Source organism: Streptomyces sp. 13-12-16 (assembly GCF_002114215.1).
In the GTDB taxonomy this organism is placed as follows: Bacteria; Actinomycetota; Actinomycetes; order Streptomycetales; family Streptomycetaceae; genus Streptomyces.
Genome location: NZ_NCTE01001271.1, coordinates 626 through 26,543, shown reverse-complemented (window position 1 = coordinate 26,543; position 25,918 = coordinate 626). Strand labels below are relative to the sequence as shown.

At 71.2% G+C, this 25,918-nt stretch carries 26 protein-coding genes and 1 pseudogene; 21 read left to right on the top strand and 6 right to left on the bottom strand.

All coding sequences use genetic code 11. The annotated features are described in order from the left end of the window. On the bottom strand, positions 1-751 hold a 751-nt coding region (locus tag B7767_RS39250; RefSeq protein ID WP_179167488.1), incomplete at its 3' end, for an alanine racemase. Positions 752-883: 132 nt separating this feature from the next. On the opposite strand from B7767_RS39250, the gene B7767_RS39245 reads away from it, so the two are divergent. From B7767_RS39245 to B7767_RS39225, 5 genes are all read left to right on the top strand, one after another. Then, complete coding sequence (locus B7767_RS39245; protein ID WP_085576118.1) at positions 884-1,930, top strand: sugar kinase; 1,047 nt, start codon at positions 884-886, stop codon at positions 1,928-1,930. Next, entirely contained in the window at positions 1,927-2,691 is a 765-nt protein-coding gene (locus tag B7767_RS39240; RefSeq protein WP_085576117.1) for an IclR family transcriptional regulator, read from the top strand. The genes B7767_RS39245 and B7767_RS39240 overlap by 4 nt, the downstream gene beginning before the upstream one ends. Further along, positions 2,688-3,098: a RidA family protein gene (locus B7767_RS39235; protein ID WP_085576116.1), complete on the top strand. Its 411-nt coding sequence runs from the start codon at positions 2,688-2,690 to the stop codon at positions 3,096-3,098. Before B7767_RS39240 ends, B7767_RS39235 begins: the two co-directional genes overlap by 4 nt. A 126-nt stretch (positions 3,099-3,224) precedes the next feature. After that, positions 3,225-4,712 carry a GntP family permease gene (locus B7767_RS39230; protein ID WP_085576115.1) on the top strand — a complete coding sequence of 496 codons (1,488 nt, stop codon included), beginning with the start codon at positions 3,225-3,227 and terminating at the stop codon, positions 4,710-4,712. Positions 4,713-4,796: 84 nt separating this feature from the next. Further along, positions 4,797-5,444: a hypothetical protein gene (locus tag B7767_RS39225; protein WP_085576114.1), complete on the top strand. Its 648-nt coding sequence runs from the start codon at positions 4,797-4,799 to the stop codon at positions 5,442-5,444. Positions 5,445-5,459: 15 nt separating this feature from the next. Here the strand turns inward: B7767_RS39225 and B7767_RS39220 are convergent, their stop codons facing one another. Further along, a complete protein-coding gene (locus B7767_RS39220) occupies positions 5,460-6,797 on the bottom strand; it encodes a M14 family metallopeptidase (RefSeq protein WP_085576113.1) in 1,338 nt (445 codons plus the stop codon). Between the two features lie 184 nt (positions 6,798-6,981). Between B7767_RS39220 and B7767_RS39215 the strand changes: the two genes are divergently transcribed. Beyond that, a complete protein-coding gene (locus tag B7767_RS39215; RefSeq protein WP_085576112.1) occupies positions 6,982-8,304 on the top strand; it encodes an Nramp family divalent metal transporter in 1,323 nt (440 codons plus the stop codon). Positions 8,305-8,383: 79 nt separating this feature from the next. Here B7767_RS39215 and B7767_RS39210 read toward each other — a convergent pair whose 3' ends face one another. Beyond that, positions 8,384-10,096 carry a chitinase gene (locus B7767_RS39210; RefSeq protein WP_085576111.1) on the bottom strand — a complete coding sequence of 571 codons (1,713 nt, stop codon included), beginning with the start codon at positions 10,094-10,096 and terminating at the stop codon, positions 8,384-8,386. A gap of 408 nt (positions 10,097-10,504) precedes the next feature. Between B7767_RS39210 and B7767_RS39205 the strand changes: the two genes are divergently transcribed. The 14 genes from B7767_RS39205 to B7767_RS39140 all read left to right on the top strand — a co-directional run bounded on the left by B7767_RS39205 (position 10,505) and on the right by B7767_RS39140 (position 22,284). Beyond that, positions 10,505-11,341 (top strand): hypothetical protein, encoded by an 837-nt coding sequence (locus B7767_RS39205; protein WP_085576110.1) that lies wholly within the window; start codon positions 10,505-10,507, stop codon positions 11,339-11,341. 92 nt (positions 11,342-11,433) lie between these two features. Beyond that, entirely contained in the window at positions 11,434-12,141 is a 708-nt protein-coding gene (cpaB, locus tag B7767_RS39200) for a Flp pilus assembly protein CpaB (protein ID WP_085576109.1), read from the top strand. A 9-nt stretch (positions 12,142-12,150) separates the two neighbouring features. Next, on the top strand, positions 12,151-13,410 hold the full coding sequence (locus B7767_RS39195) for an AAA family ATPase (RefSeq protein WP_085576108.1): 1,260 nt from the start codon (positions 12,151-12,153) through the stop codon (positions 13,408-13,410). Then, a complete protein-coding gene (locus B7767_RS39190; RefSeq protein ID WP_085576107.1) occupies positions 13,407-13,799 on the top strand; it encodes a septum formation initiator in 393 nt (130 codons plus the stop codon). The genes B7767_RS39195 and B7767_RS39190 overlap by 4 nt, the downstream gene beginning before the upstream one ends. Before the next feature lies 1 nt (position 13,800). Then, positions 13,801-14,166, top strand: coding sequence for a TadE/TadG family type IV pilus assembly protein (locus B7767_RS39185; RefSeq protein ID WP_085576106.1), 366 nt, complete (start codon positions 13,801-13,803; stop codon positions 14,164-14,166). Positions 14,167-14,180: 14 nt separating this feature from the next. Continuing rightward, positions 14,181-15,518: a CpaF family protein gene (locus B7767_RS39180; protein WP_085576105.1), complete on the top strand. Its 1,338-nt coding sequence runs from the start codon at positions 14,181-14,183 to the stop codon at positions 15,516-15,518. A gap of 11 nt (positions 15,519-15,529) precedes the next feature. Continuing rightward, positions 15,530-16,474, top strand: a complete 945-nt coding sequence (locus tag B7767_RS39175) for a type II secretion system F family protein (protein WP_085576104.1) — start codon at positions 15,530-15,532, stop codon at positions 16,472-16,474. Positions 16,475-16,495: 21 nt separating this feature from the next. Beyond that, positions 16,496-17,383: a DUF5936 domain-containing protein gene (locus B7767_RS39170; RefSeq protein ID WP_085576103.1), complete on the top strand. Its 888-nt coding sequence runs from the start codon at positions 16,496-16,498 to the stop codon at positions 17,381-17,383. 336 nt (positions 17,384-17,719) lie between these two features. Next, positions 17,720-19,162, top strand: a complete 1,443-nt coding sequence (locus B7767_RS39165) for a sensor histidine kinase (protein WP_373408275.1) — start codon at positions 17,720-17,722, stop codon at positions 19,160-19,162. Next, on the top strand, positions 19,159-20,022 hold the full coding sequence (locus tag B7767_RS39160; RefSeq protein WP_085576101.1) for a response regulator transcription factor: 864 nt from the start codon (positions 19,159-19,161) through the stop codon (positions 20,020-20,022). The genes B7767_RS39165 and B7767_RS39160 overlap by 4 nt, the downstream gene beginning before the upstream one ends. 160 nt (positions 20,023-20,182) lie before the next feature. After that, complete coding sequence (locus tag B7767_RS39155) at positions 20,183-20,416, top strand: hypothetical protein (RefSeq protein ID WP_085576100.1); 234 nt, start codon at positions 20,183-20,185, stop codon at positions 20,414-20,416. After that, complete coding sequence (locus B7767_RS39150; RefSeq protein WP_085576099.1) at positions 20,413-21,015, top strand: pilus assembly protein TadG-related protein; 603 nt, start codon at positions 20,413-20,415, stop codon at positions 21,013-21,015. The genes B7767_RS39155 and B7767_RS39150 overlap by 4 nt, the downstream gene beginning before the upstream one ends. A gap of 34 nt (positions 21,016-21,049) precedes the next feature. Next, a complete protein-coding gene (locus tag B7767_RS39145) occupies positions 21,050-21,628 on the top strand; it encodes a hypothetical protein (RefSeq protein WP_085576098.1) in 579 nt (192 codons plus the stop codon). 8 nt (positions 21,629-21,636) lie between these two features. Beyond that, positions 21,637-22,284 carry an OmpA family protein gene (locus B7767_RS39140; RefSeq protein WP_085576097.1) on the top strand — a complete coding sequence of 216 codons (648 nt, stop codon included), beginning with the start codon at positions 21,637-21,639 and terminating at the stop codon, positions 22,282-22,284. Here the strand turns inward: B7767_RS39140 and B7767_RS39135 are convergent. The 3 genes from B7767_RS39135 to B7767_RS39125 all read right to left on the bottom strand — a co-directional run bounded on the left by B7767_RS39135 (position 22,259) and on the right by B7767_RS39125 (position 24,734). Then, positions 22,259-22,666, bottom strand: a complete 408-nt coding sequence (locus B7767_RS39135; protein ID WP_085576096.1) for an ASCH domain-containing protein — start codon at positions 22,664-22,666, stop codon at positions 22,259-22,261. The two genes, B7767_RS39140 and B7767_RS39135, sit on opposite strands and share 26 nt — an antisense overlap. 103 nt (positions 22,667-22,769) lie before the next feature. Continuing rightward, the gene (locus B7767_RS39130) at positions 22,770-23,138 is read right to left on the bottom strand and encodes a DUF192 domain-containing protein (RefSeq protein ID WP_085576095.1); all 369 of its coding nucleotides are present in this window, start codon (positions 23,136-23,138) and stop codon (positions 22,770-22,772) included. A 72-nt stretch (positions 23,139-23,210) separates the two neighbouring features. Continuing rightward, positions 23,211-24,734 carry a discoidin domain-containing protein gene (locus B7767_RS39125; RefSeq protein ID WP_085576094.1) on the bottom strand — a complete coding sequence of 508 codons (1,524 nt, stop codon included), beginning with the start codon at positions 24,732-24,734 and terminating at the stop codon, positions 23,211-23,213. A 222-nt stretch (positions 24,735-24,956) separates the two neighbouring features. Between B7767_RS39125 and B7767_RS39120 the strand changes: the two are divergent. Further along, a pseudogene (locus B7767_RS39120) lies at positions 24,957-25,918 on the top strand (hypothetical protein); the annotation flags it as partial.

The following is a 25,918-nucleotide window of genomic DNA, read 5'->3' as shown; positions in this document are numbered from 1 at the left end:
CGATCTCGTCGACCCCCGCGAACCGCCCCGCCTTGTCGAAGTCCACGGCGAGCGCCACCAGCCGCCGCAGCCAGGCACGCACCCGCTCCGGGTCCGCCCGCGGCACCTCGCCCTCGTACCCGGCGACCCCGGCCAGCCGCAGCGACCGCGCGCCCGCCACGGCATCGGCGACGGCGGCACACTCCGCCTCCGTCCGCACACCGGTGCGCGCACCCTCACCGGCGGCGAGCTCGACGACCACGTCCATGGGACGGGAAGCACCGGAAAGGGCCGCGTCCATCAGCTCGACGCCGCGCACGGAGTCGACGTAGCAGACGAAGCGGAACCGGGGGTCGGCGTCCAGCTCGGCCGCGATCCACCGCAGGGCCGCCGCGTCCACCAGCTCGTTGGCGAGGAAGACCCGCCGGACCCCGTACGCCCGCGCCACCCGCACCTGGTGCGGGACGGCCAGCGTGATGCCCCACGCCCCGTGCTCGATCTGCCGCCGGAAGAGCTGCGGGGCCATGGAGGTCTTGCCGTGCGGCGCGAAGGCGAGCCCGTGCCGGGCCGCGTACGTCTCCATCAGCTTCAGGTTGTGCTCCAGGCGCTCGGCGGAGAGCGCGAGCACGGGCGTGGTGAAGCCGTCGGTGAAGAGGTTGCGGCGCTGCGCGGCCAGCTCGCCGACGGTCAGCCCCTCGGCGTCCGGCGGGAGGCCCTTGAAGCGGTGGTCGACCCGTTCCTCGGTGAGGCGGGCGAGAGCGTCGAGGACCATCGGAACCTCCCTGATCAGCAGTGTTGCATTTCTTGCAACACTCGTTGCGTATATCGCTTACCGCTGTCTAACATCTCGGCCACGTGCGGTCAACGGAGACCGCCCCACCCGCAGAAGAGAAGGAGTCACGCCGTGGACGTTGTCGCGCTCGGCGAGTCCATGGTGACGTTCCTGCCCTCCCGGCCGGGCCGCCTCGCCGACGTGCCGTCCTTCGACCGGGGCATCGGCGGCGCGGAGTCGAACGTGGCGTGCGTGCTCGCGGCGGCGGGCCACACCACCCGGTGGATCAGCCGGGTCGGCGCCGACGGCTTCGGCGACCACCTCGTCGAGACGATCGGCGGATACGGCGTCGACGTGTCGCACGTCCGCCGCGACCCGGCCCGCCCCACCGGCATCTACTTCCGCACGGCCGGCGACCGCTCCACCGACGCCCACGAGGTCGCGTACTACCGCGCGGGCTCGGCGGCCTCCGCGATGACGGTCGCCGACATCGACCTGGACGCCGTACGCGCCGGACGCGTCCTGCACCTGTCCGGCATCACGGCGGCCCTCTCCGCCGACTGCCTGGCCCTGATGCGCGAGCTGACCGCCCCCCGCCCCGACCGCCCCCTGATCTCCTTCGACGTCAACCACCGCCCGGCCCTGTGGCGCGACGCACACGGCCCGGAGGTGCTGCTGGAACTGGCGCGCGGTGCGGACATCGTCTTCGTCGGCGACGACGAGGCGCGCGAGGCGTGGGGGCTGCATGGTGCACGCGCGGTACGGGAGGCGCTGCCCGAACCGGAGATCGTGGTCGTCAAGCAGGGCAGGGGCGGGGCGGTCGCCCTCGACAAGGACACCGACGACCTCCTGTGCGAGGACGCCACCGGCACCGCGACCTTCGTGCCCGCCCTGAAGGTCGACGTCGTCGCCGCCGTCGGCGCAGGCGACGCCTTCGCCGCGGGGTTCCTCTCCGCCACCCTCCGGGACCTCCCCGTACGGGACCGCCTGCGCCACGGCCACCTCACCGCCGCCGCCACCCTCACCACCCCCGGCGACCTCGCCCCACCCCCGCCGCGCGCCCTCGCCGACCGCCTGGTCGCCCTGGACGACACCGCGTGGGGGAGACTGCGACTCGGCCCCGGCTGGACACGAGCCGATGAAGACGGAAGGGCCGAGAAGGAGGCACGAACCCCATGAGCCAGACCGTAGACCGCGCCCTGAGCATCCTCCCCCTGCTCGCGGAGGGCCCCGCCGACCTCGGCCAGGTCGCCGACCGCCTGGGCGTGCACAAATCCACCGCCCTCCGCCTCCTGCGCACCCTCCACGAGCACGGCCTGGTCTACCGCCAGTCCGACCAGCGCTACCGGCTCGGCGCCCGCCTCTTCGCCCTCGCCCAGGAGGCGATGGAGAACCTCGACGTCCGCGAGATCGCCCACGCCCACCTCGTACGCCTCAACGAGCAGTGCGGACACACCGTCCACCTCGCCGTGTACGAGGAGAACGAGGTCCTCTACATCGACAAGGTCGAGAGCCGCTACCCGGTCCGCATGTACTCGCGCATCGGCAAACCCGTCGCCATCACCGTCGCGGCCGTCGCCAAGCTCCTCCTCGCCGACCTGCCCGAACACGAGCGCCGCCCCCTCGCGGAGAAGCTCGACTACCCCATGTACACGCCCCGTTCGACACCCAACGCCACCGCGTTCCTCCAGGAACTGGCCAAGGTGCGCGAACAGGGCTGGGCCACCGACCTCGGCGGCCACGAGGAGTCCATCAACTGCGTCGCCGCGCCGATCCGCGGCGCCGACGGCAAGGTGGTCGCCGCGATGTCGGTCTCCGCGCCGAACGTCGTCGTCACCGCCGACGAACTCCTCACCCTGCTCCCGCTGGTGCGCCGTACGGCGGACGCGATCAGCGGCGAGTACTCCGGCAGAACCCCAGTGAAGGACACCCCCGCATGACCGAGAAGACCGCGCTCACCCCCGCCACCCACACCACCCCGCCCGCCAAGTTCTCCCACGGCGTCCGCAAGGGCAACATCCTCCAGGTCGCCGGCCAGGTCGGCTTCCTCCCGCACGAGGAGGGCAAGGCCCCCACCCCCGCCGGCCCCACCCTGCGCGAGCAGACCCTCCAGACCCTCGCCAACGTCAAGGCGATCCTCGAAGAGGGCGGCGCGAGCTGGGACGACGTGATGATGATCCGCGTCTACCTCACCGACGTGGACCACTTCGCGGAGATGAACGGGATCTACAACGCCTACTTCGAGGAGCAGGGCCTCACCCAGCCGCCCGCCGCCCGCACGACCGTCTACGTCGGTCTCCCGGCCGGCCTCCTCATCGAGATCGACGCGCTCGCCGTCCTCGGCTGACCCGCGCCCTCCCCTCCCCCCTCACCGCCGTACGTCGTCACGGCACGGCGTCCCGTACCCCCTGGGACGCCGTGCCGCGATCCCCCCTGCCCGAAAGCACCGTGCACTTAGCCAGAGGACCCCCGCATGTCCCATCCGTCCCTCCAGCTCGCCGCCTCCGCACCGGCGGAGACACCACCGCACACCGGAGGACTGCTCCTCCTCCTCGACGGCACGGCGGGTCTGCTGACCGTCGCGGCCATCGGCATCGCGCTGCTCCTCTTCCTGATCATCAAGGTCCGGCTCCAGCCGTTCGTCGCGCTGCTCGCCGTCTCCATAGCCGTCGGCCTGATGGCGGGTCTGTCGGTCACCGAACTCTTCGGCACGGTCCAGCGTTCGGACGCGGTGTCCACCATCGAATCGGGGATGGGCGGCATCCTCGGCCATGTCGCGATCATCATCGGCCTGGGCACCATGCTCGGCGCGATCCTCGAAGTCAGCGGCGGCGCGGAGGTCCTGGCGGGCCGGCTGCTCGGCCTGTTCGGCGAGAAGCGGGCCCCGCTCGCGATGGGCCTCACCGGTCTGATCTTCGGCATCCCGGTCTTCTTCGACGTCGGCATCTTCGTCCTCGCGCCGATCGTGTACGCCGCCGCCAAGCGCTCCGGCAAGTCGATCCTGCTCTACTGCCTCCCCCTCCTCGCGGGTCTCTCGGTCACCCACGCCTTCCTGCCCCCGCACCCGGGCCCGGTGGCCGCCGCCGGGCTGCTCCACGTCGACCTCGGCTGGGTCATCCTCATGGGCGTCGTCTGCGGTCTGCCGGCCGTCGCCGCCGCCTGGGTCTACTCCGCCTGGATCGGCAAGCGCATCTTCGTCGCCGTACCGCAGGACATGGTCGAGGCCGCCCAGGAGGCCAAGGACGCCGTCGTCGCCGAGCAGCGCGCCTCCGGGGTCGAACCGCGGGAGGCGCCGGTGCCGCTCGGCACGGTCCTCGGCATCATCGGTACGCCGCTCGTCCTGATCCTCGCGGCCACCTTCTCCTCGATCGGGCTGGACCCCTCCACCCTCCGCTCGGTCATCGAGTTCTTCGGCCACCCGTTCGTGGCGCTCACCCTCGCCCTGTTCCTCGCGTACTACCTGCTGGGCATCCGGCGCGGCTGGTCCCGCAAGTCGCTGGAGACCGTCTCCACGTCCTCCCTCAAGCCGGTCGGCAACATCCTGCTGGTGGTCGGCGCGGGCGGCGTCTTCGGCGCCGTCCTCAAGGCCAGCGGGGTCGCCCAGGCCCTCTCGGACACCTTCAACGACGTCGGCCTGCCGGTGATCGTCCTCTCCTACCTGATCTCCGTGGTGCTGCGGGTCGCGCAGGGCTCGGCGACGGTGGCGATCGTGACGACGGCGGGCATCGTGGCCCCGCTGCTGGCCGAGGGCGACCACTCGCAGGCGTTCGTCGCGCTGGTCATCATGGCCATCTCGGCGGGCTCGATCTTCGCCTCGCACGTCAACGACGGCGGCTTCTGGATGGTCGCCAAGTACTTCGGCATCAGCGAGCGGGACACGCTCAAGACGTGGACGGTGCTGGAGAGCGTGCTGTCCGTGGCCGGTTTCGTGGTCGCCGCCGCGCTCAGTCTCGTCGTGTGAGCCGTGGTGCCCGTGTAGGCGTCTTATAACGAAGTTGGGGGCTGGCTGTGTCCGGCACAGGTTCGTCGACCATACTCCTGCGGTGTGGAGCAGCGCATAGGTTCGAGCAGCCAGCCCCTGGAAGGCGCCGGATTCGACCCGGCATTCATCCCCGGGCTCACCTCGCCCGCGTCCGGCCGGGAGGAGGACGCGAAGGCGAAGCCGGAGGAACCGGAGGACACGGCCCCGGAGGGGGACACGACTCCGGAGCCGGCCCCGGAGGCGGAGGAGGACTCCGCGCCCGAGGAGCCGGCGGTCCCCGACGGCCCCGTCTTCGAGGCGTCCGACCGTCGCGCCCGGGTCGTCGCCGACCACAGGGGGGTACGACTGCGCCTGGACGACCAGGAGTGCGAGTTCCGCTGGGACGAGATCGGCGCGGTGGAGACGGAGACCGCCCGCTTCGGCAAGCGCTGGACGCTCACCGTCCACACCCCTGACAGCCGCTGGTACCCCTTGGAGGTCGAGGCGCCGTCCAGGAGCCGTTTCGCCGAGTGGGACACCGCTCTGGACGCGGTCCTGGACGCGTACTTCGAGGAGGATGCCGACAAGCCCGAGGACGCCGACGAGCCCGAGGACGATGATGCCTCCGAAACCACCGAGACCACCGAAGCCCCCGAAGCCGCGGAAACCGCGGAAACCGCGGATGTCCTGAAGACCACGGAAGCCGAGGGGACCGCCGCTGACGGCAAGTAGCGCGCGTCCGGCGGCTCAGCCGCAGTACTGCGCCGCCTTGCCGATGGAGCGGTACATGCAGTCCGCGTTCTCCAGGAGTTGCAGGACGGCGTCCCGGTTGCGGGACGTCTCCCGCTCGATGACCTCGTCGGGCGGGTAGAACCCGCCTCCGGAGCTGGAACCCGGGTACATCTCGAAGGTGTAGCCGAAGATCTTGTGCACGCCCCACAGGTAGTCGTCGATCGACCCGTCCGTGATGTAGAGGTCGCTGGACTGCTGGGGCGTGTAGCCGTTGCTGGCCGCCATCTTCTGGCCGACCGCCTTGAACGCGGCGTGGTCGTCGGCCGTCATGCCGGTCGTGGTGTCGGAGTAGGTGTAGCCGAACGGCCACAGCACCAGCTCGCTGTAGGTGTGGAAGTCGACGCCGGCCTTGATCTGCTGCACCCCGCCGACGACCCGGCTGCGCACGAAGTCCGCCACGACCTTCACCTCGGGCGCGGACTCCGGGGCGGACCCCCGGTACGTATCGGAGGACTTGGAGCCCGAGGAGCCGCCGCAGCAGCCCCAGCGGTGGTCCCAGTTGCGGTTGAGGTCGGTGCCGACGTACGTCGAACCGGAGTTCGGCTGGCGGTTCTTGCGCCAGGAGCGGTAGGAGCCGGAGGCGATGTCGTACTCGCCGCCGTCCGGGTTGAGGTCGGGGACGATCCAGATCTCCCGGCCGTTGACCATGCTGGTGATCCGGGAGTCGCTGCCGTACCCCGCGCCGAGCTCGCGCAGCAGGTACAGGGCCATCTCGACGGTCAGGTGCTCGCGGGCGTGCTGGTGGTGGGTGAACAGGACCTCGGGTTCGCTCTCGTCGGTCGCCACGTTGTCGCTGATCTTGACGGCGACGATGTCCCGGCCCTGGTAGGACTTGCCGATCACCCGCTTGCTCATGATGCCCGGGTAAGCGGCCAGCCGCTGGTCGATCTCCGCGTTCATCTCGGCGTAGTTGTGGTAGCGGGAGTCGGCCGAGGGGAAGTCGAACAGGCGCAGGTCGTCGGCGGCGGACGAACGGTCCGGGGCCGCGCCCAACGGCGTGACCTCGTAACCCTGTCGACGCAGCGTCCGGACCTGGTCCGCGCGCCCGGAGACGACCACCGTCTCCTCGTCGGCCTCGTCCACGGTGACGCCGGAGCGCTGGATCGCCGTACGGGTCACGGGAGACGTGTGCAGGTGGATTTCGTACTGGCGGATGTCGTCGGCCGAGGGAGCCGGCCGGGCCGCGCCGTCGGCGTCGGCCTCGGTCGCGGTCCACGGCAGTGGCGCCGCGAGGGCGAGGGCGAGCAGGGCGGCGAGCGCGGCGGAACGCCTGCCGCGTGAGCGGAGTCGCATGAAGTCTCCTTGTGGGAGGTGGGGTTGTTCATGGCGACGTGCGTGGTGCGGTGCCGACATCGTCACGGAATGACATGCACGGGTCAAGGTACGGTTTCCGGTCGATCGCTCGACCAGGTGCATCCTGTGAGGATCCCCGCACGCCCTCTTGTCCGACCGGCGGCCATGGGCTTTCTTGACCCCCATGGCGGACACCACGGGCAACATCAGAGACACCGGCGTACCACTCGGGGGCGACCACGCTCCCCGCAAGTCCATCTGGCGCCACATCGGGCCCGGCATCGTCGTCGCGGCCACGGGGGTGGGCGCCGGCGACCTCGTGGCCACCCTCATCGCGGGCAGCAACTTCGGCTACACCCTGCTGTGGGCCGCGATCATCGGCTGCCTGGTGAAGATCTCCCTCGCGGAGGCGTGCGGCCGGTGGCACCTGTCCACCGGGCGCACCCTCTTCGACGGCTGGGCGAGCCTCGGCCGCTGGACGACCTGGTTCTTCGCGGTCTACGCCGTGATCTGGGGCTTCGTCTACGGCGCGGCGGCGATGTCGTCGAGCGCCCTGCCGTTGCAAGCGCTCTTCCCGGACGTGATGGACCTCGAATGGTGGGGCATCGCCTGCGGCCTGGTGGGCCTGGTCTTCGTCTGGTTCAACAAGTACAGCGTCTTCGAGAAGGTCATGACGGTCCTGGTGGGCGTCATGTTCGTCGTCACCGTCTACCTGGCGGTCCGCGTCACCCCGAACCTCGGCGACGCCTTCGCCGGCCTCCTCCCGGTCCTCCCGGACGAGAAGGACTCGGTCCTCAACACCCTCGGTCTGATCGGTGGCGTCGGCGGCACCATCACGCTGGCCGCGTACGGCTACTGGGTCAACGCCAAGGGCTGGACGAACACCGGCTGGATGAAGGTGATGCGCCTGGACAACCGGGTCGCCTACGCCACCACCGGCGTCTTCGTCATCGCGATGCTCCTCGTCGGCGCCGAGCTGCTGCACTCGGCGAACATCGCGATCGCGAGCGGCGACAAGGGCCTGATGCAGCTCGGCGACATTCTGGAGGAGGAGTACGGCACGGCCACCGGCAAGCTCTTCCTGATCGGCTTCTTCGCCACCTCCTTCACCTCCCTGATCGGTGTCTGGCACGGCGTGAGCCTGATGTTCGCCGACTTCCTGGCCCGGCAGCGCGGTGAGCGCGAGGCGCGGGGCGACGAGCTGGCCTCCGGGCGCCGCGAACGCTCCTGGGCCTTCCGCGCCTACCTGCTCTGGCTCACCTTCCCGCCCATGATCCTGCTCTTCCAGGACGAGCCCTTCCGCCTGATCATCATCTACGGCGTCCTGGGCGCCGCCTTCATGCCCTTCCTCGCCCTCACCCTGCTCTGGCTCCTCAACTCCTCCCGCACGCCCCGCGAATGGCGCAACGGCCTCCTCAGCAACGCCATGCTCGCCGTCGCGGGCCTGCTGTTCCTGGTCCTGTGCGTCAAGCAGGTCTGGGACCAGCCGTGGTCGGAGTTCTTCTAGCGCCTCGTGCCACCGCCCCCGCTCACGACCACGTGAGCGGGGGCGGTGGCGGGGGCGGTGTCCGTCCGCGCGGGGCCGGTTACGGAAGCGCGTGGACGTGCGGTCCCACCGCGTTGGACCAGGCGTTTCCTGCCGTGGCGTCCCAGTTCGTGGACCAGGTCATCGCGCCCCGCAGGCTCGGGTAGGTCCTCGACGGCTTGAAGGAGCCGCAGTTGGTGCCCTTGGTGAGGCAGTCCAGGGCGTTGTTCACGATCGACGGGGAGACGTAGCCGCTGCCCGCGCCCCGCGTCGAGGCGGGCAGGCCCAGGCCGACCTGGGACGGGTCGAGACCGCCCTCCAGCTGGATGCAGGCGAGCGCGGTCAGGAAGTCCACCGAGCCCTGGCTGTAGACCTTGCCGTCACAGCCCAGCATGGAACCGCTGTTGTAGTACTGCATGTTGACGACCGTGAGGATGTCCTTCACGTTCAGCGCGGTACGGAAGTACGAGCCGGACGTCGACTGCATGTCGATGGTCTGCGGCGCCATCGTCAGGATCATGTCCGGGCCCGCCTTCGCCGACAGCGACCGCAGCGCCTGCGTCATGTAGGTCGGGTTGAGGCCGTTCTCCAGGTCGATGTCGACGCCGTCGAAGCCGTACTCCTGCATCAGCGCGTACACCGAGTTCGCGAAGTTCGTCGCGGAGGCGGAGTCGTTCACCGAGACGGTGCCCTTCTCGCCGCCGACCGAGATGATGACCTTCTTCCCGGCCGCCTGCTTGGCCCGGACGTCCGCCTTGAACTGGTCGACGGTGTAGCCGTTCAGGCCCGCCGAGTCCAGGTTGAAGGTGACGGCGCCCGGCGTGCCGGTCGCGTCCGCGAAGGCGACCGCGATGATGTCGTAGGCGTTCTGGACGTCCGAGAGGCGCTGCACCGCCGCGCCGTTGTTGAAGTTCTGCCAGTAGCCGGTCACGGCGTGCCTGGGCAGGTCACCGCTTCCGCCCCCGTCGTCCTTCTGCTTCGTGCGGGCGGTCACCGCCGCCGACTTCGGCGACTCGCCCGCCGCGTTGGCCGCGGCGACCTGGAAGGAGTACGAGGTGTCGGCCGCGAGGCCGGTCACCGTCGCCGACGTGCCCGACACGGCCGTCACCTTCGTACCGTCGCGGTAGACGGTGTACCCGGTCGCCCCCGGCACCGCGTTCCAGGCCAGCGACACCGACGAGGACGTCGTGCCGGAGACGCCGAGACCACCCGGCGTGCCCGGGACCCGGGGCTCCTCCTCACCGCCGCCGCCCCCGTCGGGGCCGAACACCGACAGGTCGTCCACGTGGTAGGCGGCCTGGCCGTACCAGCCGTGGGTGTAGACCGTCACCGAGGTGGTGGAGGAACCGGTGGAGAAGCTGGTCGACAACTGCTTCCAGCTGCCGGAGTCCGGGGTCCAGGTGGACACGTCCGTCGTTCCGGTGCCGGTCACGCCCAGGTAGGCGTACCCGCCCTGCACCCACCCGCTCAGCCTGTACGTGGAGTCGGGCTTCACCGCGACCGTCTGGGAACAGCGGGCGTTGTCCTGCCCGGCGGGCGTGGCCTTGAGGGCGGCCGTACCGCCGTGCACCGGGGAGGAGACGGTCGTGCCGCTGTTCGCCGAACAGGTCCAGTTGCTCAGGCCCGCCTCGAAGCCGGCGTTCTTGGCGTTGTTGACGTCCGCCGCGGACGCCTGGCCCGCGCCGGCGAGGGGAAGGGCGAGGGCGAGGGCGGAGACGAAGGCTCCGGCCCAGAGACGTCTGCTGCGAACGGGCGTTCCTGGTGCGCGGTTCACTGGAGCCTCCGGTGGGGGAGAAGGGTGGGGAGGGGAGGAAGTGCGAACGACGGTGGCCACCGTGTGCAGCACAAGGTGGTCCAGACCAATCCAGTTGTCAATAGGTCCAGACCAGAATCGACCAGTGAACCGACCCCAGGGCGGCGCCCGGCGTCAAGGCGGTGCACCGGATCCACACCTGCGGGGCCCGATCGGGACCGGCGAGATGCTCAACGTGCCCCGTTTTGGAGCACCTTGTGCACCGGTAGTTGCCGTTCGGCTGCTCAAACGCTGTTCTCCGGCCACAGACCCGCGGATACAGTGCTGACGTAGTCACGCAGTGAAGTCACCGGAGTGCACCGGAGTAACGCCCGGTGGGCCGAGGGGCCTGGGGAGAACGGGGAGTCGCGCGTGCCAACTGCCATTGCCGTGACCGGTGCCGACATGGCGCTGCCGGCCCAGGACGAACGAACCCTGCCCGCCGTGGTGCTGCGGGACATCGACACCCGCCCGCTCGAACAGGTCCTGACCGAGCTTCAGTTGATCATCGAGCACCACGGGCACGTCATCGTCGTCTGCTCCCGGGCCACCCCCACCGCCGTCCAGCGGCGCCTGCACACCCTGCGCTCCCTGCTGGAGAGCGACCGGATAGCCCTCTTCCGCCCCGATCTGCCGCCGCTCGGACTGGCCGTCCTGGCCCGCCAGTTACGGCAGCTCGCCTCCTGCGACCTCAGCCCCGGCGTCCTCGCCTCCGCCGGCCGGCTGCTGGTCCACTACATCCACTCCGGGGCCCTGCTCGGCTCCGTCGCCCGCCTCGACCGCGTCCCCGTCGACCTGAAGCAGCACGCCAAGTCCTGGATGCCCGGCAGTCAGTTCGCCGTGCTCGCCCACCCGCAGCCGCAACTCGTCCGCCTCGGCCCCGAAGCCTCCCTCGACGGACCCGAGTTCGGCACCTGGATGCTCGTCGCCAAGGGCCAGCTCCAGTCCGACTGGGTCACCACCACCCTGGCCCCCTCCTGGAAGGTCCAGGGCCTGCGCGAGACACCGCTCCCCGCCGAGTCCCCCGACTGGTGGGGGACCGGCAAGGTCGTCGAGTTCTGCACCTACCTGCCCGACCTGTCCGTCCTGTACCAGCTCGTCACCTCCGTACGGCGCGGCGTCTGCCACTGGTGCGGCATCGACGTCATCGGTGACCGGTGCGTGTTCTGCTCCGCCGTACCACCCGCCCCCGAGGGCACGCCGGCCCTCACCCGGGGCCGCACCTGACCCCGTTCGACCGCTGTCCGCCCACCGCACGCCCCGCCCCGACCCCCGCCCGATCCCGCTCGACCGATATCCCCGATGAGGTTGCACGGTTCATGAACTCCCGTCAGCGCCGCGGCGTGATACTCCTGCTCCTGTCGGTCCTGTGCGCCCTCGGCGCGTTCGCCGGCGTGCTCTCCGTCATCAGCGACGTGGAGTCCAAGGTCGGCCCCGAGGTCACCGCCTACCGGCTGAAGACGAACGTGGCGCCCTACACCCCCCTCGGCACGGGCCAGTTCGAGAAGATCGAGATGCCCGAGCGGTGGCTGTCGAAGAACGCCGTCACCGACCTGGACGAGATCCGGGGCAAGATCGCCGTGACCGATCTGCGGGAGGGCTCCCTGCTGCAGAGCGACATGATCGTGGACCAGCCCGCCCTGCAGCCGGGACAGCAGGAGGTCGCCATCATGATCGACGCGGCGACCGGCGTCGCCGGCAAGATCACACCGGGCTCCTCGGTCAACGTCTACGCCACCTTCGAGGGCGAGCGCGAGGGCGACCCCGACCAGTCCAGGATCATCGTGACCAACGCCAAGGTCCTCGACGTCGGCAAACTCACCGCCCTCCAGCCCGACGAGAACGACCGCGGCCGGGAGCCCACCGACGCCGTCCCGATCACCTTCGCGCTGTCCGCCGTCGACGCCCAGCGCATCACCTACGCCGAGTCGTTCGCCCGGCGGGTCCGCCTCGCGCTGGTCGCACCCGGAACCGACAGCACCGTCCCGGACTCGCAGCGGACGTACGAACTCGCGAAGGACAAGTGAGAGGCCCGCATGCCCACGAGGATCCTGCCGGCAGTCGGCGACGCGGACGCGGTCCGGTCCCTCACCACACTGCTCAGCCAGCTCCCGGACGCCGAGCCGGTGGCCCCGGTGGCCGACTCCACCCAGCTCGTCGACACCCTCGCCCGCCTGGCCGCCGAGTCCGTCGACGAACTGCCCGAGGTCGTGGTCGTGCACGAGCGGATCGGCCCCGTCCCCGCCCTGGAGCTGATCCGCGAAGTCGCCCTGCGCTTCCCCGCCGTCGGCGTCATCCTCGTCACCTCCGACGCGAGCCCCGGCCTCTTCCAGGCCGCCATGGACTACGGCGCCCGCGGCCTGGTCGCCCTCCCGCTCGGCTACGAGGAACTCGCCAGCCGCGTCCAGGCCGTCGCCCAGTGGTCCGCCGGCGTACGGCGCCACCTCGGCTCCGGCGGCGACGTGTTCACCGGCGTCGGCGGCACCGTCGTCACCGTCAGCGGCGCCAAGGGCGGCGTCGGCACGACCCTGACCGCCGTCCAGCTCGCCCTCGCCGCCCAGGCCTCCGGCCGCACCACCGCCCTCGTCGACATGGACCTCCAGACCGGCGACGTCGCCGCCTACCTGGACGTCCAGTTCCGCCGCTCCGTCGTCGACCTCGCCGCCGTGGGCGACATCTCCCCGCGCGTCCTCGCCGACGCCGTCTTCCGTCACGACACCGGCCTCGCCCTGCTGCTCGCCCCCGGCGAGGGCGAACGCGGCGAGGACGTCACCGACCGCGCCACCCGCCAGATCGTCAGCGCCCTGCGCTCCCGCTACGAGGTCGTCGTCATCGACTGCGGCGCCCAGCTCGGCGGCGCCGGCGCGGCGGCGGTGGAGATGGCCGACACGGCCCTGCTGGTCACCACCCCCGACGTGATCGCCGTACGGGGCGCCAAGCGGGCGGTGCGGATGTGGGACCGGCTGCAGATCCGCAAGGCCGAGGAGACCACCGTGGTCGTCAACCGGCACACCCGGTCCACGGAGATCCAGCCCCCGCTCATCCGGAAGATCACCGGCACCGCGGTCGCGGCCACCGTGATCCCCGCCCACTTCAAGGACCTCCAGGCCGTCGTGGACGCCGGCCGCGTCCACGAACTGGAGAACAAGAGCACGGTCAAGCAGGCCCTGTGGGGCCTGGCCGGCGAACTCGGCCTGGTCAAGGCAGCCGAGGGCGCCCACAAGGGCGGCAGGCCGCGCGGTGACCGGGGGTCGGTGAGCTTCCGGCGGCGCAGGGACGGAGGGGGACGACCATGAAAGCGGCATTACCCGCGCGCGGCCGCGACCGGGGCCAGGTGACCATCGAGTTCCTCGGCATGACCCCCACGATCCTCGTGACGCTGGTGGTGCTGTGGCAGCTCGTACTGGTGGGGTACGCGTTCACGCTCGCGGGGAATGCTGCGGACGAGGCCGTACGGGCGGGCACGGCGGCGGCACCGGGCGCGCGCCAGGGCGCCTGCCGGGCGGCCGGGCTGGACAAGCTGTCGGGAGCGTGGGCGGAGGGAGCGACCGTGAACTGCACGACCTCGGGCGGCCTCGTCACCGCCGACGTGAAGCTGAACGTCCCCCTCCTCTTCCCCGGCACCATCTCCCTCCCCCTCGACGTGGAGGGACACGCGGGCGCGGTCGAGGAGGAGACGGACTGACATGCCGTACCGGCAGTACGTACACCGGCTCCGCGACCGCGGCCAGGTCGCCGTCGAATACCTCGGCTTCCTCCCGGTCCTGCTCGTCGTCGCCATGGCCGCCGTACAGCTCGGCCTGGTCGCCTACACCGCCCAGCAGGCCGGCACGGCGGCCCGCGCGGCGGCGCGCAGCGCGTCACTGGGCGAGGCGTACGGCCACACCTGCAGGGCCGCCGTCAGCGACTGGCTCGCCGACGGCACCTCCTGCGAGGGCTATCCGGGAGGCGACGAGGTCACCGTCACCGCCACGGTCGACATCCCCTCGATCGTGCCGGGATGGGACTTCGGCCCCGCCCGAAAGTCCGCCACGATGCCGCGAGACCACTGAGGAGCGAGCGACCCATGAGCCTGCGGGCACGCATCAACTCCCCCGAGGAGACGGCCGGGCGGGGCGAGGACGGCCACCTGGTCGCCTCCTACCGCGCCAAGCTCCTGGAGGAGATCGACCTCGCGGAGATGAGTGCGCTGGCGGCGGCCGAGCGCCGGGCCCGGCTGGAACGCGTCCTCGGCCACATCATCAGCCGCGAGGGCCCGGTCCTGTCGACCGTCGAACGCTCCCAGCTGATCCGCCGGGTCGTCGACGAGGCACTGGGCCTCGGCATCCTCGAACCCCTGCTGGAGGACGCGTCCATCACCGAGATCATGGTGAACGGCCCGGACGCCGTCTTCGTCGAGCGCGGCGGCCGCGTCGAACAACTCCCGCTCCGCTTCGCCTCCAACGACCAGCTCATGCAGACGATCGAACGCATCGTCTCCACCGTCAACCGCCGCGTCGACGAGTCGAACCCCATGGTCGACGCCCGCCTCCCCTCCGGCGAGCGCGTCAACGTCATCATCCCGCCGCTCTCCCTGACCGGCGCCACCCTCACCATCCGCCGCTTCCCCCGCTCCTTCACCCTCCAGGAACTGATCGGCCTCGGTTCGCTGGACGACCACATGGTGTACCTGCTGGCCGGCCTGGTGCAGGCCCGCTTCAACGTCATCGTGTCCGGCGCGACGGGCACCGGTAAGACGACCCTCCTGAACGCCCTCTCCGGCCTGATCCCCGAGGGCGAACGCATCATCACCATCGAGGACTCCGCCGAGCTCCAGCTCCAGCAGCCGCACGTCATCCGCCTGGAGTCCCGCCCACCGAACGTCGAGGGCAAGGGACAGGTCACCATCCGCGACCTGGTCCGCAACTCACTCCGCATGCGCCCCGACCGCATCGTCGTCGGCGAGGTCCGCGGCGGCGAGTCGCTGGACATGCTCCAGGCGATGTCGACCGGCCACGACGGCTCCCTCGCCACGGTCCACGCCAACAGCGCCGAGGACGCGCTGATGCGGCTCCAGACCCTCGCCTCCATGTCGGACGTGGAGATCCCGTTCGTCGCGCTCCACGACCAGATCAACAGCGCCGTCGACGTCATCGTCCAGCTCACCCGCTTCGCCGACGGCGCCCGCCGCATCACCGAGGTCGCCCTGCTGGAGAGCCACGGATCGGAGCCGTACCGGCTGACCACGGTCGCCCGCTTCCACGCACAGCCCATGACCGCCGACGGCCGCGTCCACGGCGCCTACGAGCACCACCCCCTCCCGCGCCGCACCGCCGACCGCCTCTACATGGCGAGTCAGCCCGTCCCCCAGGCGTTCGGCATCGCCCAGTCCTACGACCAGCTCGCCACCCGAGAAGCCAGGTAGGAACCGTCCCCATGGATCTGCAGAACCTGATCACGCTGACCACCGGCATCACGCTGCTGGCCTGCGTCCTCGCGGTCGTCGGCGTGCGGTCGTACACCACCGGCAGGGCACAGCGGCAGGCGCTGGTGGACCGGCTGTCGGCCACCGGCCAGATCCCCGTCACCGGCCGCCGGCGCCACTTCCCCACCCTGGACCGCCGCCTGCGCCGCACCAGGTTCGGCAGGAAGCTCGAACTGCGCCTGACGGCCACCGGCCTGGACGTCACCCCCGGCGAGTTCTTCGTCTGCATGCTCGCCACGGTCGCCGGCCTCTGGCTCATCGGACAGGCGACCCTCGCCCCCTTCTTCGGTCCCCTCGCCGGTCTGCTCGGCGTCTGGGCGGCGTTGCAGTTCCTCAACTGGCAGCGGCAGAAACGCATCGAGAAGTTCATCAACCAGCTCCCGGAACTGGCCCGCATCCTCGCCAACGCCACCCAGGCCGGCCTCGCCCTCCGTACGGCCGTCGGCATGGCGGCGGAGGAGCTGGAGGCCCCGGCGGGAGAGGAACTGTCGAAGGTCGCCAACCAGTTGGCGGTGGGCGCGTCGATGGACGACGCCCTCGGCGAGCTCGCCGAACGCCTCCCGTCCCGCGAGCTGGTCGTCCTGGTCACCACCCTGGTGCTGTCCAACCGGGCGGGCGGCCAGGTGGTGAGCGCCCTGCGGAACCTGACCGAGACGCTGGAGGAGAGGAAGGAGACCCGGCGGGAGGTCCGTACGCAGCTCTCCCAGGTCAGCATGACGTCGTACGCCGTCCCCGTGCTCGGCGTCGGCTCGCTGTTCCTGATGAACGGGGTGAAGGACGGGGCCCTGGAGCGCATGACCGGCTCCCCGGTCGGACAGGCCGCGGTGGTCGTCGCGTTCGGCCTGTACGCCATCGGCTTCGTCCTCATCCGCCGCCTGTCCCGCATCGACGTCTGAGCGGCGAGGAGGCCGACCGACATGGCACTTCTGCTGGCCCTCCTGATGGGCCTCGCCGTCTACGGCGCCTTCGCCGGCGTCCGCATGTACCGGGCGGACGCGAAACTCCCCAGCGACCTGGCCCTGGCCCTGGAGGTCGGCTCCACCCGCACGGGCGCGGTCGACTCCCTCGTCGACCGCATGGGCATGCGCTACGCCCCCGCCGTGCTGCGCCTCATGGGCCCCAAGCAGGTCGCCAGGTACCGCCGCAAGATCGACCTGGCGGGCAACCCCGGCGGCCTGACCATCGACCGCTACGCCGCCCGCCGCGCGGTGTACGGGGCGCTCGGCGGGCTGGGCTTCCTGGTGTTCCTGATGCGCGGCCAGCTCTTCATGGCCCTGCTGCTCCTGGCCTTCGGCGCGTTCTGGACGGAGGTCGGCATCTGGTCGGCGATCCGCGTCCGCAGGGACGTCATCGAGCGGACGCTGCCGGACTTCCTGGACGTGCTGGCGGTGGTGGTGAGCGCGGGCCTGGGCTTCCGGCAGGCCCTGGACCGGGTGTCGTCGAAGTACGAGGGCCCGTGGGCGGACGAACTGCGCATCACCCTGCGTCAGATGGACCTGGGCATGAGCCGCAGGCAGGCGTTCGCGGAACTGCGCCGCCGCAACGACTCGGAGCAGGTGGCGATGTTCGTCACGGCGTTGCAGCAGGGCGAGGAACTGGGGGCGCCGATCGTGGACACGCTGGTGTCCCTGGCGAAGGACATGCGCCGTACGGATTCCCAGAACGCCCGCCGCAAGGCGGCCCGCGCGGTCCCGAAGGCCACCATGATGATCACCACGTTCATGGTCCCGGCCACGATGATCCTCCTCGGCGCCGGCCTGATCCTCGGCTCCGGCATCGACTTCGGCGCGGTCACGGGCGAGTAGGGCAGGGGGCGGGGTGCGATGACGACGACCAGGGAACGCACGGGGCTGTTCCGCCGGGCGGCCAGACCGTCGGAGATCACCACCCCGCCGGCGGGCACGGTCCTCCCGCCCCACGCGCGGACGGGCGCCCCCGACATCCCGGTGACCTCGGTGACCCCGGCACTGCCGCCGGGCTGGGAACCGGCGGGGGGCACACAGCAACGGCTGCCCGAACCGCAGGGTGCGGAGGCGGGTGGGCCCTCGCGGGGGCTTGGAGTGTCAGCCGAGGCGGCTGGGGCTTCACATGGCCGTGGGGTGTCAGCCGTCGAGGCCGCTCAGCCCTCGCGGGGGCTTGGAGTGTCAGCCGAGGCGGCTGGGCCCTCGCAGAGGTACGGGGCGTCAGCCGCGGAGGCCGCTCGGCCCCCGCAGGACCACGGAGCGTCAGCCGCCGACGGTGCCGGCCCCCCGCCGGGGCCACCCGCACCCGACGACGAAAGCCGCACCGGTGGTGCGGGTGGGGACCCCCATCCGGCCGAAGGCCGGACGCACCCCGCACCGCGCCCGGATGTCCAGATCCAGATCAACGCCCTCCAAGCCCTGTGCCGGCAGGCATTCGGTTTCCGCCTGGCGATGATCGCGCTGGCGGCCCCCTCCGCCCTCCTCAACGCCGCCCCCGGCTGGAGCACCCGCCTCGTCGGCATGGCGGTGGTGACCACCTTCATGGCCTCCTACGTCCTCTTCAGGGACTGGGAACGCTTCGGCCCCCTCCTCCTCCGCCATCCCACCCTCCTCGCGGCGGACACCCTCTTCGGAGCCCTGCTCCTGATCTCGGCGGGCCCCGACACCACCCTCGCCTACGTCAGCGTCTGCACCCCCCTCCTCGCGGGCCTGATCTACGGCTGGCGCGGCGCGGCGGTCTTCGCCTCCCTCCAGGGCCTGATCCTCCTCCTGGTCCACGCGGCCCTGGACAACCCGCGGACGGACCCGGCGGAGTCACTCCTCCTCCCCGGCCTCTGCGTGATCGCGGGCGCGGTCGGCTCCAGCCTCCGCAACCTCATGCTCCGCCTGGGCACGGCGACCCGGGCCCTCACGACGGTCCAGGCCCGCCTGGCCGTCACGGAAGCGGTCAGCGCCGAACGGGCCCGCCTGGCCCGCGAGATGCACGACTCGGTGGCCAAGACCCTCCACGGAGTGGCCCTGGCGGCGGACGGCCTGGCCGGCACGGCGGGCGCACGGCACCTGGACCCGGCCCTGGTGAGACAACAGGCGGAACTGGTGGCCCGCTCGGCCCGCAGAGCGGCCGCCGAGTCCCGCGAACTCCTGGCGGACCTGCGCAGGGAGTCGGACCCCGGCCAGGGCACGGACGTACTGGTGGAACTGGCCGCCCGAACCCGCGACTTCACCACCCGCACCGGCGTCCCCGCGACCTACCGCCCCACCGGCGAACACGCGGTCCCGCCCGTCCCGCCCGCCGTGGCCCGCCAACTCCTCACCATCGCCTCGGAGGCCATGGAGAACGCCCACCGCCACGGGAAACCGACCAGGGTCGACGTCCACGCCGGCGTCCACGGCGACCTGCTCCGCATCAGCGTGTACGACGACGGCACCGGCCTCCCGCCCGGCACCGATCTCGAACAACTCCGCCGCGCCGGCCACTTCGGCCTCGTCGGCATGGTCGAGCGGGCGGCCTCGGTCGGCGCCCGCATCCGCATAGGCCGGGGCGCGCACACGCAAGGCACCGAAGTCCGCCTGGAACTGCCACTGGCGGCCGTGACGACCCCCACGGAGGCCACCCCGTGACGACACCACCGAACCCCTTCGCGAGCATCCCGCCCCCGGCCCCGCTCCGGGTGGTGGTGGCCGACGACAACCCGGTGGTCCGCGCCGGCCTGACCGCCCTCCTCACCGGACGCGAGGACATCACGGTGGTGGCGGAGGCGGCCGACGGCCGGGAGGCCTACGAGGCGGCCCGCACCCACCGTCCCGACGTGGTCCTCCTGGACGTCCGCATGCCCGGCGTGGACGGCATCTCGGCGCTCCCGTACCTGGTACGGATCGCACCCGTGGTGATGCTGACGTACAGCAGGGAATCGGAGATCGTCCAGGAGGCGCTGCGCAGGGGAGCGGGCGGTTACCTGGTCCACGGCGAGTTCACGGCGGACCAACTGGTGTCGGCGATCCGGGACATCGGAGAGGGCAGGCCCCACTTCACCCCCACGGCGGCCGGAGCGTTGCTCTCGCAACTACGTCAGGATCCGCGACCGTCCGGTCCGCTACCGGAGGGGCTGGGGACTGCACGCGCAACTGACTCCGCCACAAACGGACTCGGTCCACCCCACATCTCGCCTTCACCTACTTCTGCGGAAAACCTTTCGCAATTGCAACCGGATATGGCACGATCGTCGTCTGGGTGGAGGGGTGGCCGCCCGGCCGCCCCCGACAGGTCGGGGTACCGACTCAGCGCGAGGGAGGCGGAGATCATGGACCTCATCGCATCCGGCATGAACAACCAGCAGATCGCCGCCACGTGCTTCATCAGCGAGAAGACGGTCAAGAACCACATCAACCGCATCTTCGCGAAGCTCCACAGCACGAGCCGTTCCGAGGCCGCGGCGAAGTGGCTCGGCACGGCACCGGGTTCGGGCCGAGGGACGGGGTGACCTCCGGTGACGGCGAGGGGGACGAGGAACTGGGCCCGCGACTGGGCCCGGGATTGGGCCCTGGGGCCCTCTGACGGGCAAGGCTCCCGCCCGTACGTTGCAGATGCCGAAAGCGGCCCCACGAAGCAGGCCGCTGTTGCGTCAGCCGGAGGGGAACACCATGAGCGACCTGATGATGAAGACCGCCGTCGCGACCAAGGTCCGCGTCAACGGCTGGAAGAACACGACGGTCGAGGCCATGCGGCGCCGCAACGCCGACAAGGGGCAGACCGCGGTCGAGTACCTGGGCATCATCGCGGTGGTCGTGCTGATCGTGCTCGCGATCACCGGCACCAGCATCGGCCAGACCATCCTCACCAAGATCAACGCGCAGATCGCCAAGGTCGCTCCTTGAGGCGATTCCGCCGGTACGGCGACGCAGGGCAGGCCTTCCCCATCTACATCACGGTGGTGGGAGGCCTGCTCTTTCTCGCGTTCGCGTACTTCGCGGTCGGCCAGGCCGCGGCGAATCGGAACGGCGCGCAGACCGCTGCTGACGCGGCGGCACTCGCGGCGGCACAGGACACGCGGGACGCCCTCGCGGAACGGTGGGTCCAGGACTTGCTGGACCCGGCGAAGTGGCAGGCCATCTTCGACGGCGACGTCGACGGCATCGGTCTCACCTGCGGGCGGGCGTACGAGCTCGCCGCGCGGAACGACGCCAGCGTGGTCGGATGCGGCCCGGAGGGCCTCCTCGGCTACAAGGTCGAGGTCGAGACCAACAAGACCGTCGGGGACTCCGTCGTCCCCGGCACGGAGAACCGACGCTCCAACGCGACCGCCACCGCTGTGATCGAACCCCGCTGCACTTTCCCGCTCCCGTCCGAGGACGCCGGAGAGGACGTACTGCCGCTGCTCACCTGCGAGGGCGAGGAATGGGACCTGGACCCGAAGGGGCCCGTCGAACTCCTCCCCGAGCCCGAGGACCTGTTCGAAGTCCACCTGGCCGACTGACAAGCGAACGACGAGTGATGAAGGAAGCAGAGAGATGAGCATTCGGATCACTGCGCAGGCCCGCAGGGGGACGGTCGCGTTGGCCATTGCGGCCGGATTGGCCATCGGCGCCGTGGGCTGTGGCGGTGGAGGCGACGACGACAAGCCGAGTCCATCGGCGTCGGCCTCAAAGGACAGTGGTTCCAAGCCGAGTGCCCAGGAGGGGCAGGCGGAGACCCCTCTGGCCGAACTCAAAGGTACGGACGGACTGCTCCTTCAGATCACCTCTGCCGTACGGGATTCCGGCGGCTTCGTCACCGTGAGCGGGAACCTCAAGAACGACGGCGCGGAATCAGTGGCCATCCCCGCCCAGACGAGTGGGGATGAGACCGAGGTCGTCAAGCACGGTCAATCACTGGGCGGCGCGACGCTTGTGGATTCCAAGGGGAAGAAGCGCTATTACGTGCTGCGGGACACGGACGGCCGCCCGCTGACGACGACGGGCCTCACCACCCTCAACGCAGGTCAGGCCCTTCCTGTATTCATGCAGTTCCCTGCCCCGCCGGCCGACACGACTGACGTGAGCCTCCAGATGCCGACGTTCTCCAGCGGCACGATCAAGATCTCCGGGTGAGGCCGGCCATGACACGTACCCCGATCCGCCCGACACCGCCTCGCCTCGCCCTGGTCCTCTCGGCCGCCACGGTCATGGTCACCGCCAACCTGTACGGTGCGGCGTCGGCCCACGCGGACGACGGCCCCAGCGTTCCACCGGGAACCGAGGCGTCCGCGTCCGCACCCGTCGAAGTCGACCCGAACGATCCCGACCTCAAGCTCCCGGAGGGCGCCACCCTCACCGAGCCCAAGGTCCTGGACATCAAGCAGATCGTGGAGGACAAGAGCGGCGACGAGCGCCGCGAGGACACCAACTCCGACGTGACGTTCGCGCTCCAGGCCGAGGTGCTGTTCGGCAAGGACAGCGCGAAGCTCGGCGCGGAGGCGAAGGCCCGTATCACCACGATCGCGGGTGAGATCAAGACGCAGAACGCGACGAAGGTCCGCGTCTTCGGCTTCACCGACAACCTGGGCTCGTCCGCGCACGGCGACGTCCTGTCCCGCAGGCGCGCCAACGCCGTACAGGCCGTCCTGGGCCGGGAGCTGAGCGACGCGAACATCACCTACGAGGTGCGCGGTTACGGCGAGCAGTACCCGATCGCCGACAACTCCACGGAGACCGGCCGCAAGAAGAACCGCAGGGTCGAGATCACGTTCCCGCGCACGGGGAGCTGAGGCGGAACCGCAGGCACACCAGCGGCGTGTCCTCGTCCACCGGAGTGCCGATGTCCTCCCAGAAGCGCCTGTGTCCGGTCCGCCACTCGTCCAGCGATCGGTCACCCTCTCCTTCGGCGGTGGCGTGCTCCCACGTGACACCGCCGAAGGACGTCAGCTCGACGCCGGTGATCTCGATCGTGGCGACGCAGTCCCCGTCGTTCCCGAGAAGCGCCAGACGCTCACCCTCGAACTCCAGGCCCTCCGTCTCCTCGACGTACTCGGCCAGCAGCCCGGTGGTGGCGGTTTTCCTCCCGGCCAGGACGAGGGCGTTGAGCCGCTCCCGCATCTCACCGATGGTGCCGAGCTCCAGCGCCCGCATGCCGTTCACCCGTGGCCACACGATTCCACTTCCCTTCCGAACCCGCTTCGATCATCCAGGACGAGTGTGCGCAGGGCCTCTTCGCTGTCGGTGAGGGGGTGTCCTCCTGCCCGGCGGCGGCACCCTAAAGGCCCACCTCCACCCGGGCCCCGGCCCGCAGCCCCCACCCCTCCATCGCCCCGGCCTCGGCTTCGAGCACGTGCCGTGCCCGGAGCCGGGGCAGACCGAGCCGACCCGGCGGCATGGTGCGCACGGCGATGACCCGGAGCCGCCGGTCGAGGTAGGCGACGTCGATGGGCATGCGCATACGGAAGGTGTGCACGCTGTTGGCGGGGGAGAGCAGCAGGGCCCCGTCGAGGGAGTCACGCCCGAGCAGCCCTTTGGTACGGGCCCGGTAGGAGGCGGCGATCTCCAGGGGGACGCGCACCGGCACCCCCTCGCCGTCCCCCCGTACGACGGTCAGCTCCCCGTGCCCGTCCCGCCAGCGCGCCATCCCGACCGACCCCCTCGACCACCGACCGACGAACCGTCCGCCCCGAACGTATCTCCGCGAGCCCCTCGAGAATCAGTGCTTGCGGAGTTGCGCGGCCAGGGCGGCGAGGGTCTGGGCGGTCTCGGACAGGCTCGCGACGGCGGCCTGGAGCTCCGAGGCGACGTGGGGAGCGGCGGGAAGGGTGGCGGACGTGGCGGCGACCGGTGTACCGCGGTAGCCGATGGGACCCTCGTTCCAGCGCTGGTAGTAGCCGGTGAACGCCTGCCCGGTGGGCGCTTCCGCGAACCGGACCCGGGCGAGCTGGACCTCGGTCCCGCCGGAGTTGCGGGTGATGTCGAGGCGGTAGTGGCGGTAGGCCCGGGTGTGGGAACGGAGGTGGAACTCCCGCGCCTGGAACCGCTCGGTGAACTTCTCACCGCTGCGCGTGTCCAGCGGCGTCCACGTCCGGCCGTCGTGCGAGCCGAGGAGGGTCCAGTCGCGGGGGTCGCGCTCGGCGAAGTCGTTCGCCGACACCAGGGAGTACGAGGCGACGGCGGTGGGGCGGGCGAGGGTGAAGTCGAGGTGGGCGGTCTCCTCGAACGTCAGCCACTTGCCGCGCCCGTCGTCGAGGAGGTTGTCGGCCCCCTCGCCCCCTTCGTCGTACTCGTCGCTCGCCTCGACGTCGGTCACCTCGACCTCGGCGGCGGCGGCGTGCAGCACGGCCACCCCGGAGTTGCCCCGCTGGTCGCGCCAGGTGAACCGCTCGACGGGCGCCCCGCCGTCGTCGACCAGCAGCCGCAGTTCGTGGGAGGTGTGCCAGCGACCGCCCCACCCCTCCTCCGTGTGGAAGCGGTGCAGGGGGGACGCCGAGAGGTTCCGGGTGTCGTCCGAGAACGGCCGGCGGTCGGTGAGCCGCCCCCGGTACTCGTACGCCGTACCGTCCGCCGCGCGGTAGCAGCCGTGGAAGTCGGACATGCTGGACTGGAAACTGATGGCGGCCTCGGCGCCGTCCTCGCCGCGCCAGCCGAGCTGGGCGGGCAGGGAGTGCTCGTCCCGGTCGATGTGGAAGAGCAGCCGCGGGGCCGCCTGCCAGGCGGCGGAGGAGGAGTGGGCGGGGCGGAGCTCCGTGCGGTAGGCGAAGACCGAGTCCCGGGCGGCATCGGCGGTCCGCGCACGCTCGGAGCGGCCGCGCTCCCAGACGGGGTCCAGGGTGATCCGGTAGAGCCAGAGCATGCTGCCGGCCTTGGCGGAGGAGCGTATCTCCAGGGTGTTGGTGCCGGGCTTCAGCAGGCGCCCCGGCACGGCGAAGACGTTGTCCTGCGGAAGGTCGCCGCCACCGGGCACGGTGAGGTCCTCGGCCACCACCTCACCCTGGACCAGTACGTCCATCGGCGCGTACCCGAGGTCGGAGCCGAGCTTGGAGACGAGGGCCGTGACGGTGAGCGTCACCTGGGGGACGTCCTCCGGGTCCTCCACCTCGAAGTCCAGCGTCACGCTCCCGCCCGCACTCAACGCCACGTGTGACCCGGCGAACCGGGCCCGCTGATACCTGACATCGGCGTTGGCCAGCCGGGTCGGATCGACGGAGAAGTCGGCGTAGGTGGGCTCGAACCCCATGGCTGCTCCAGAGTGTGACGGCGTGTCAGTGATCGTCGCCCCGCGATGGCGACCGTGATCAGGACCCTAGTGGGCCGGACTGACAACACGGGCGGCACGGACGGCGGTTGGGCGCCGCTTTGGGCCCGGGGGCCCATGCCCCGACCACCTGCCCCTCCCTACCCTCGGGGCCTGTCGTGAACCGGACACGGTTGCGAACCGGGGGACTCGAGGAGGGGCGGCATGGCCTCGAACGGGGGAGGAGCGGAGCCGGGGGCGGCACGGGGCGCGCCCGGGTACGGGGGAGGGCGGCGGGACGTGCCCCGGCCCCTGTCCCGGGCCCTGCTGCTCGTGCACGCGCTGTTCGCGCTCACGGTGCTCGGGGGTGTGGGGCTGCTCCTCACAGCGGCGTCGTTCGACGCGGTGGACGGCACACTGCTCGCGCACGTGGCGTACGCCGCCGCTCCCGGAGCCCTCGGCTGGTGGCTGGCCCGCCGCACCCGGTGGGGCGGAACCGGCATCCGGGCCGGGCTGGTCGTCGTACAGGCATGGCTGGTCCTCGGCTCCCTGTCCAGCCTCGCCGACGGATCGGCCCGCGGTCTCACCCAGCTCCTCCTCCCCCTCCTGATCCTCTGCCTCCTGACCCGCCCCGAGAGCCGCGACTGGTACCGCCTCGCGGAACGGGACCGGCGTGGGCACCGCCCCTTCTCCCTGTCCCGGATGATCCGGTGGCGCCGGGACGACGGCCAGACGGCGGTGGAGTACGCGGGCCTGGTCGCGGTCGTCGCGGCGATCATCGCCGCGCTGGTCGTCAGCGGCCTGGGCACCCAGGTCCTCACCGGCATCCAGGCCCAGGTGTGCCGCGTCACCGGCACGGCGTGTCCGGCACCCGGCGGTGCCGACGACCGCCAGGTCACGGCGGAGGGCGACGGCGGGGGCACCGACGACCCCGGCGGCGCGGACGACCCCGGCGGTGACCCGGACGGCACGGGCCCCGGCCCCCGGGACTCCGACGGCACGCCCGCCGAGCCGGAGGGCGACCCCTCCGTCGTGGACCCGGTGACCGCCGAGGACGAGACCGACGAGCCGCCGTACGAGGACCCGACCACCGGGGACGAGGAGGGCGGCGACGGCGACGACGGAGGCGACGAGGGCTGCTTCTCCGGCTTCGGCGCCTTCTTCGGCTGCGCCGGCGACCAGCTCGG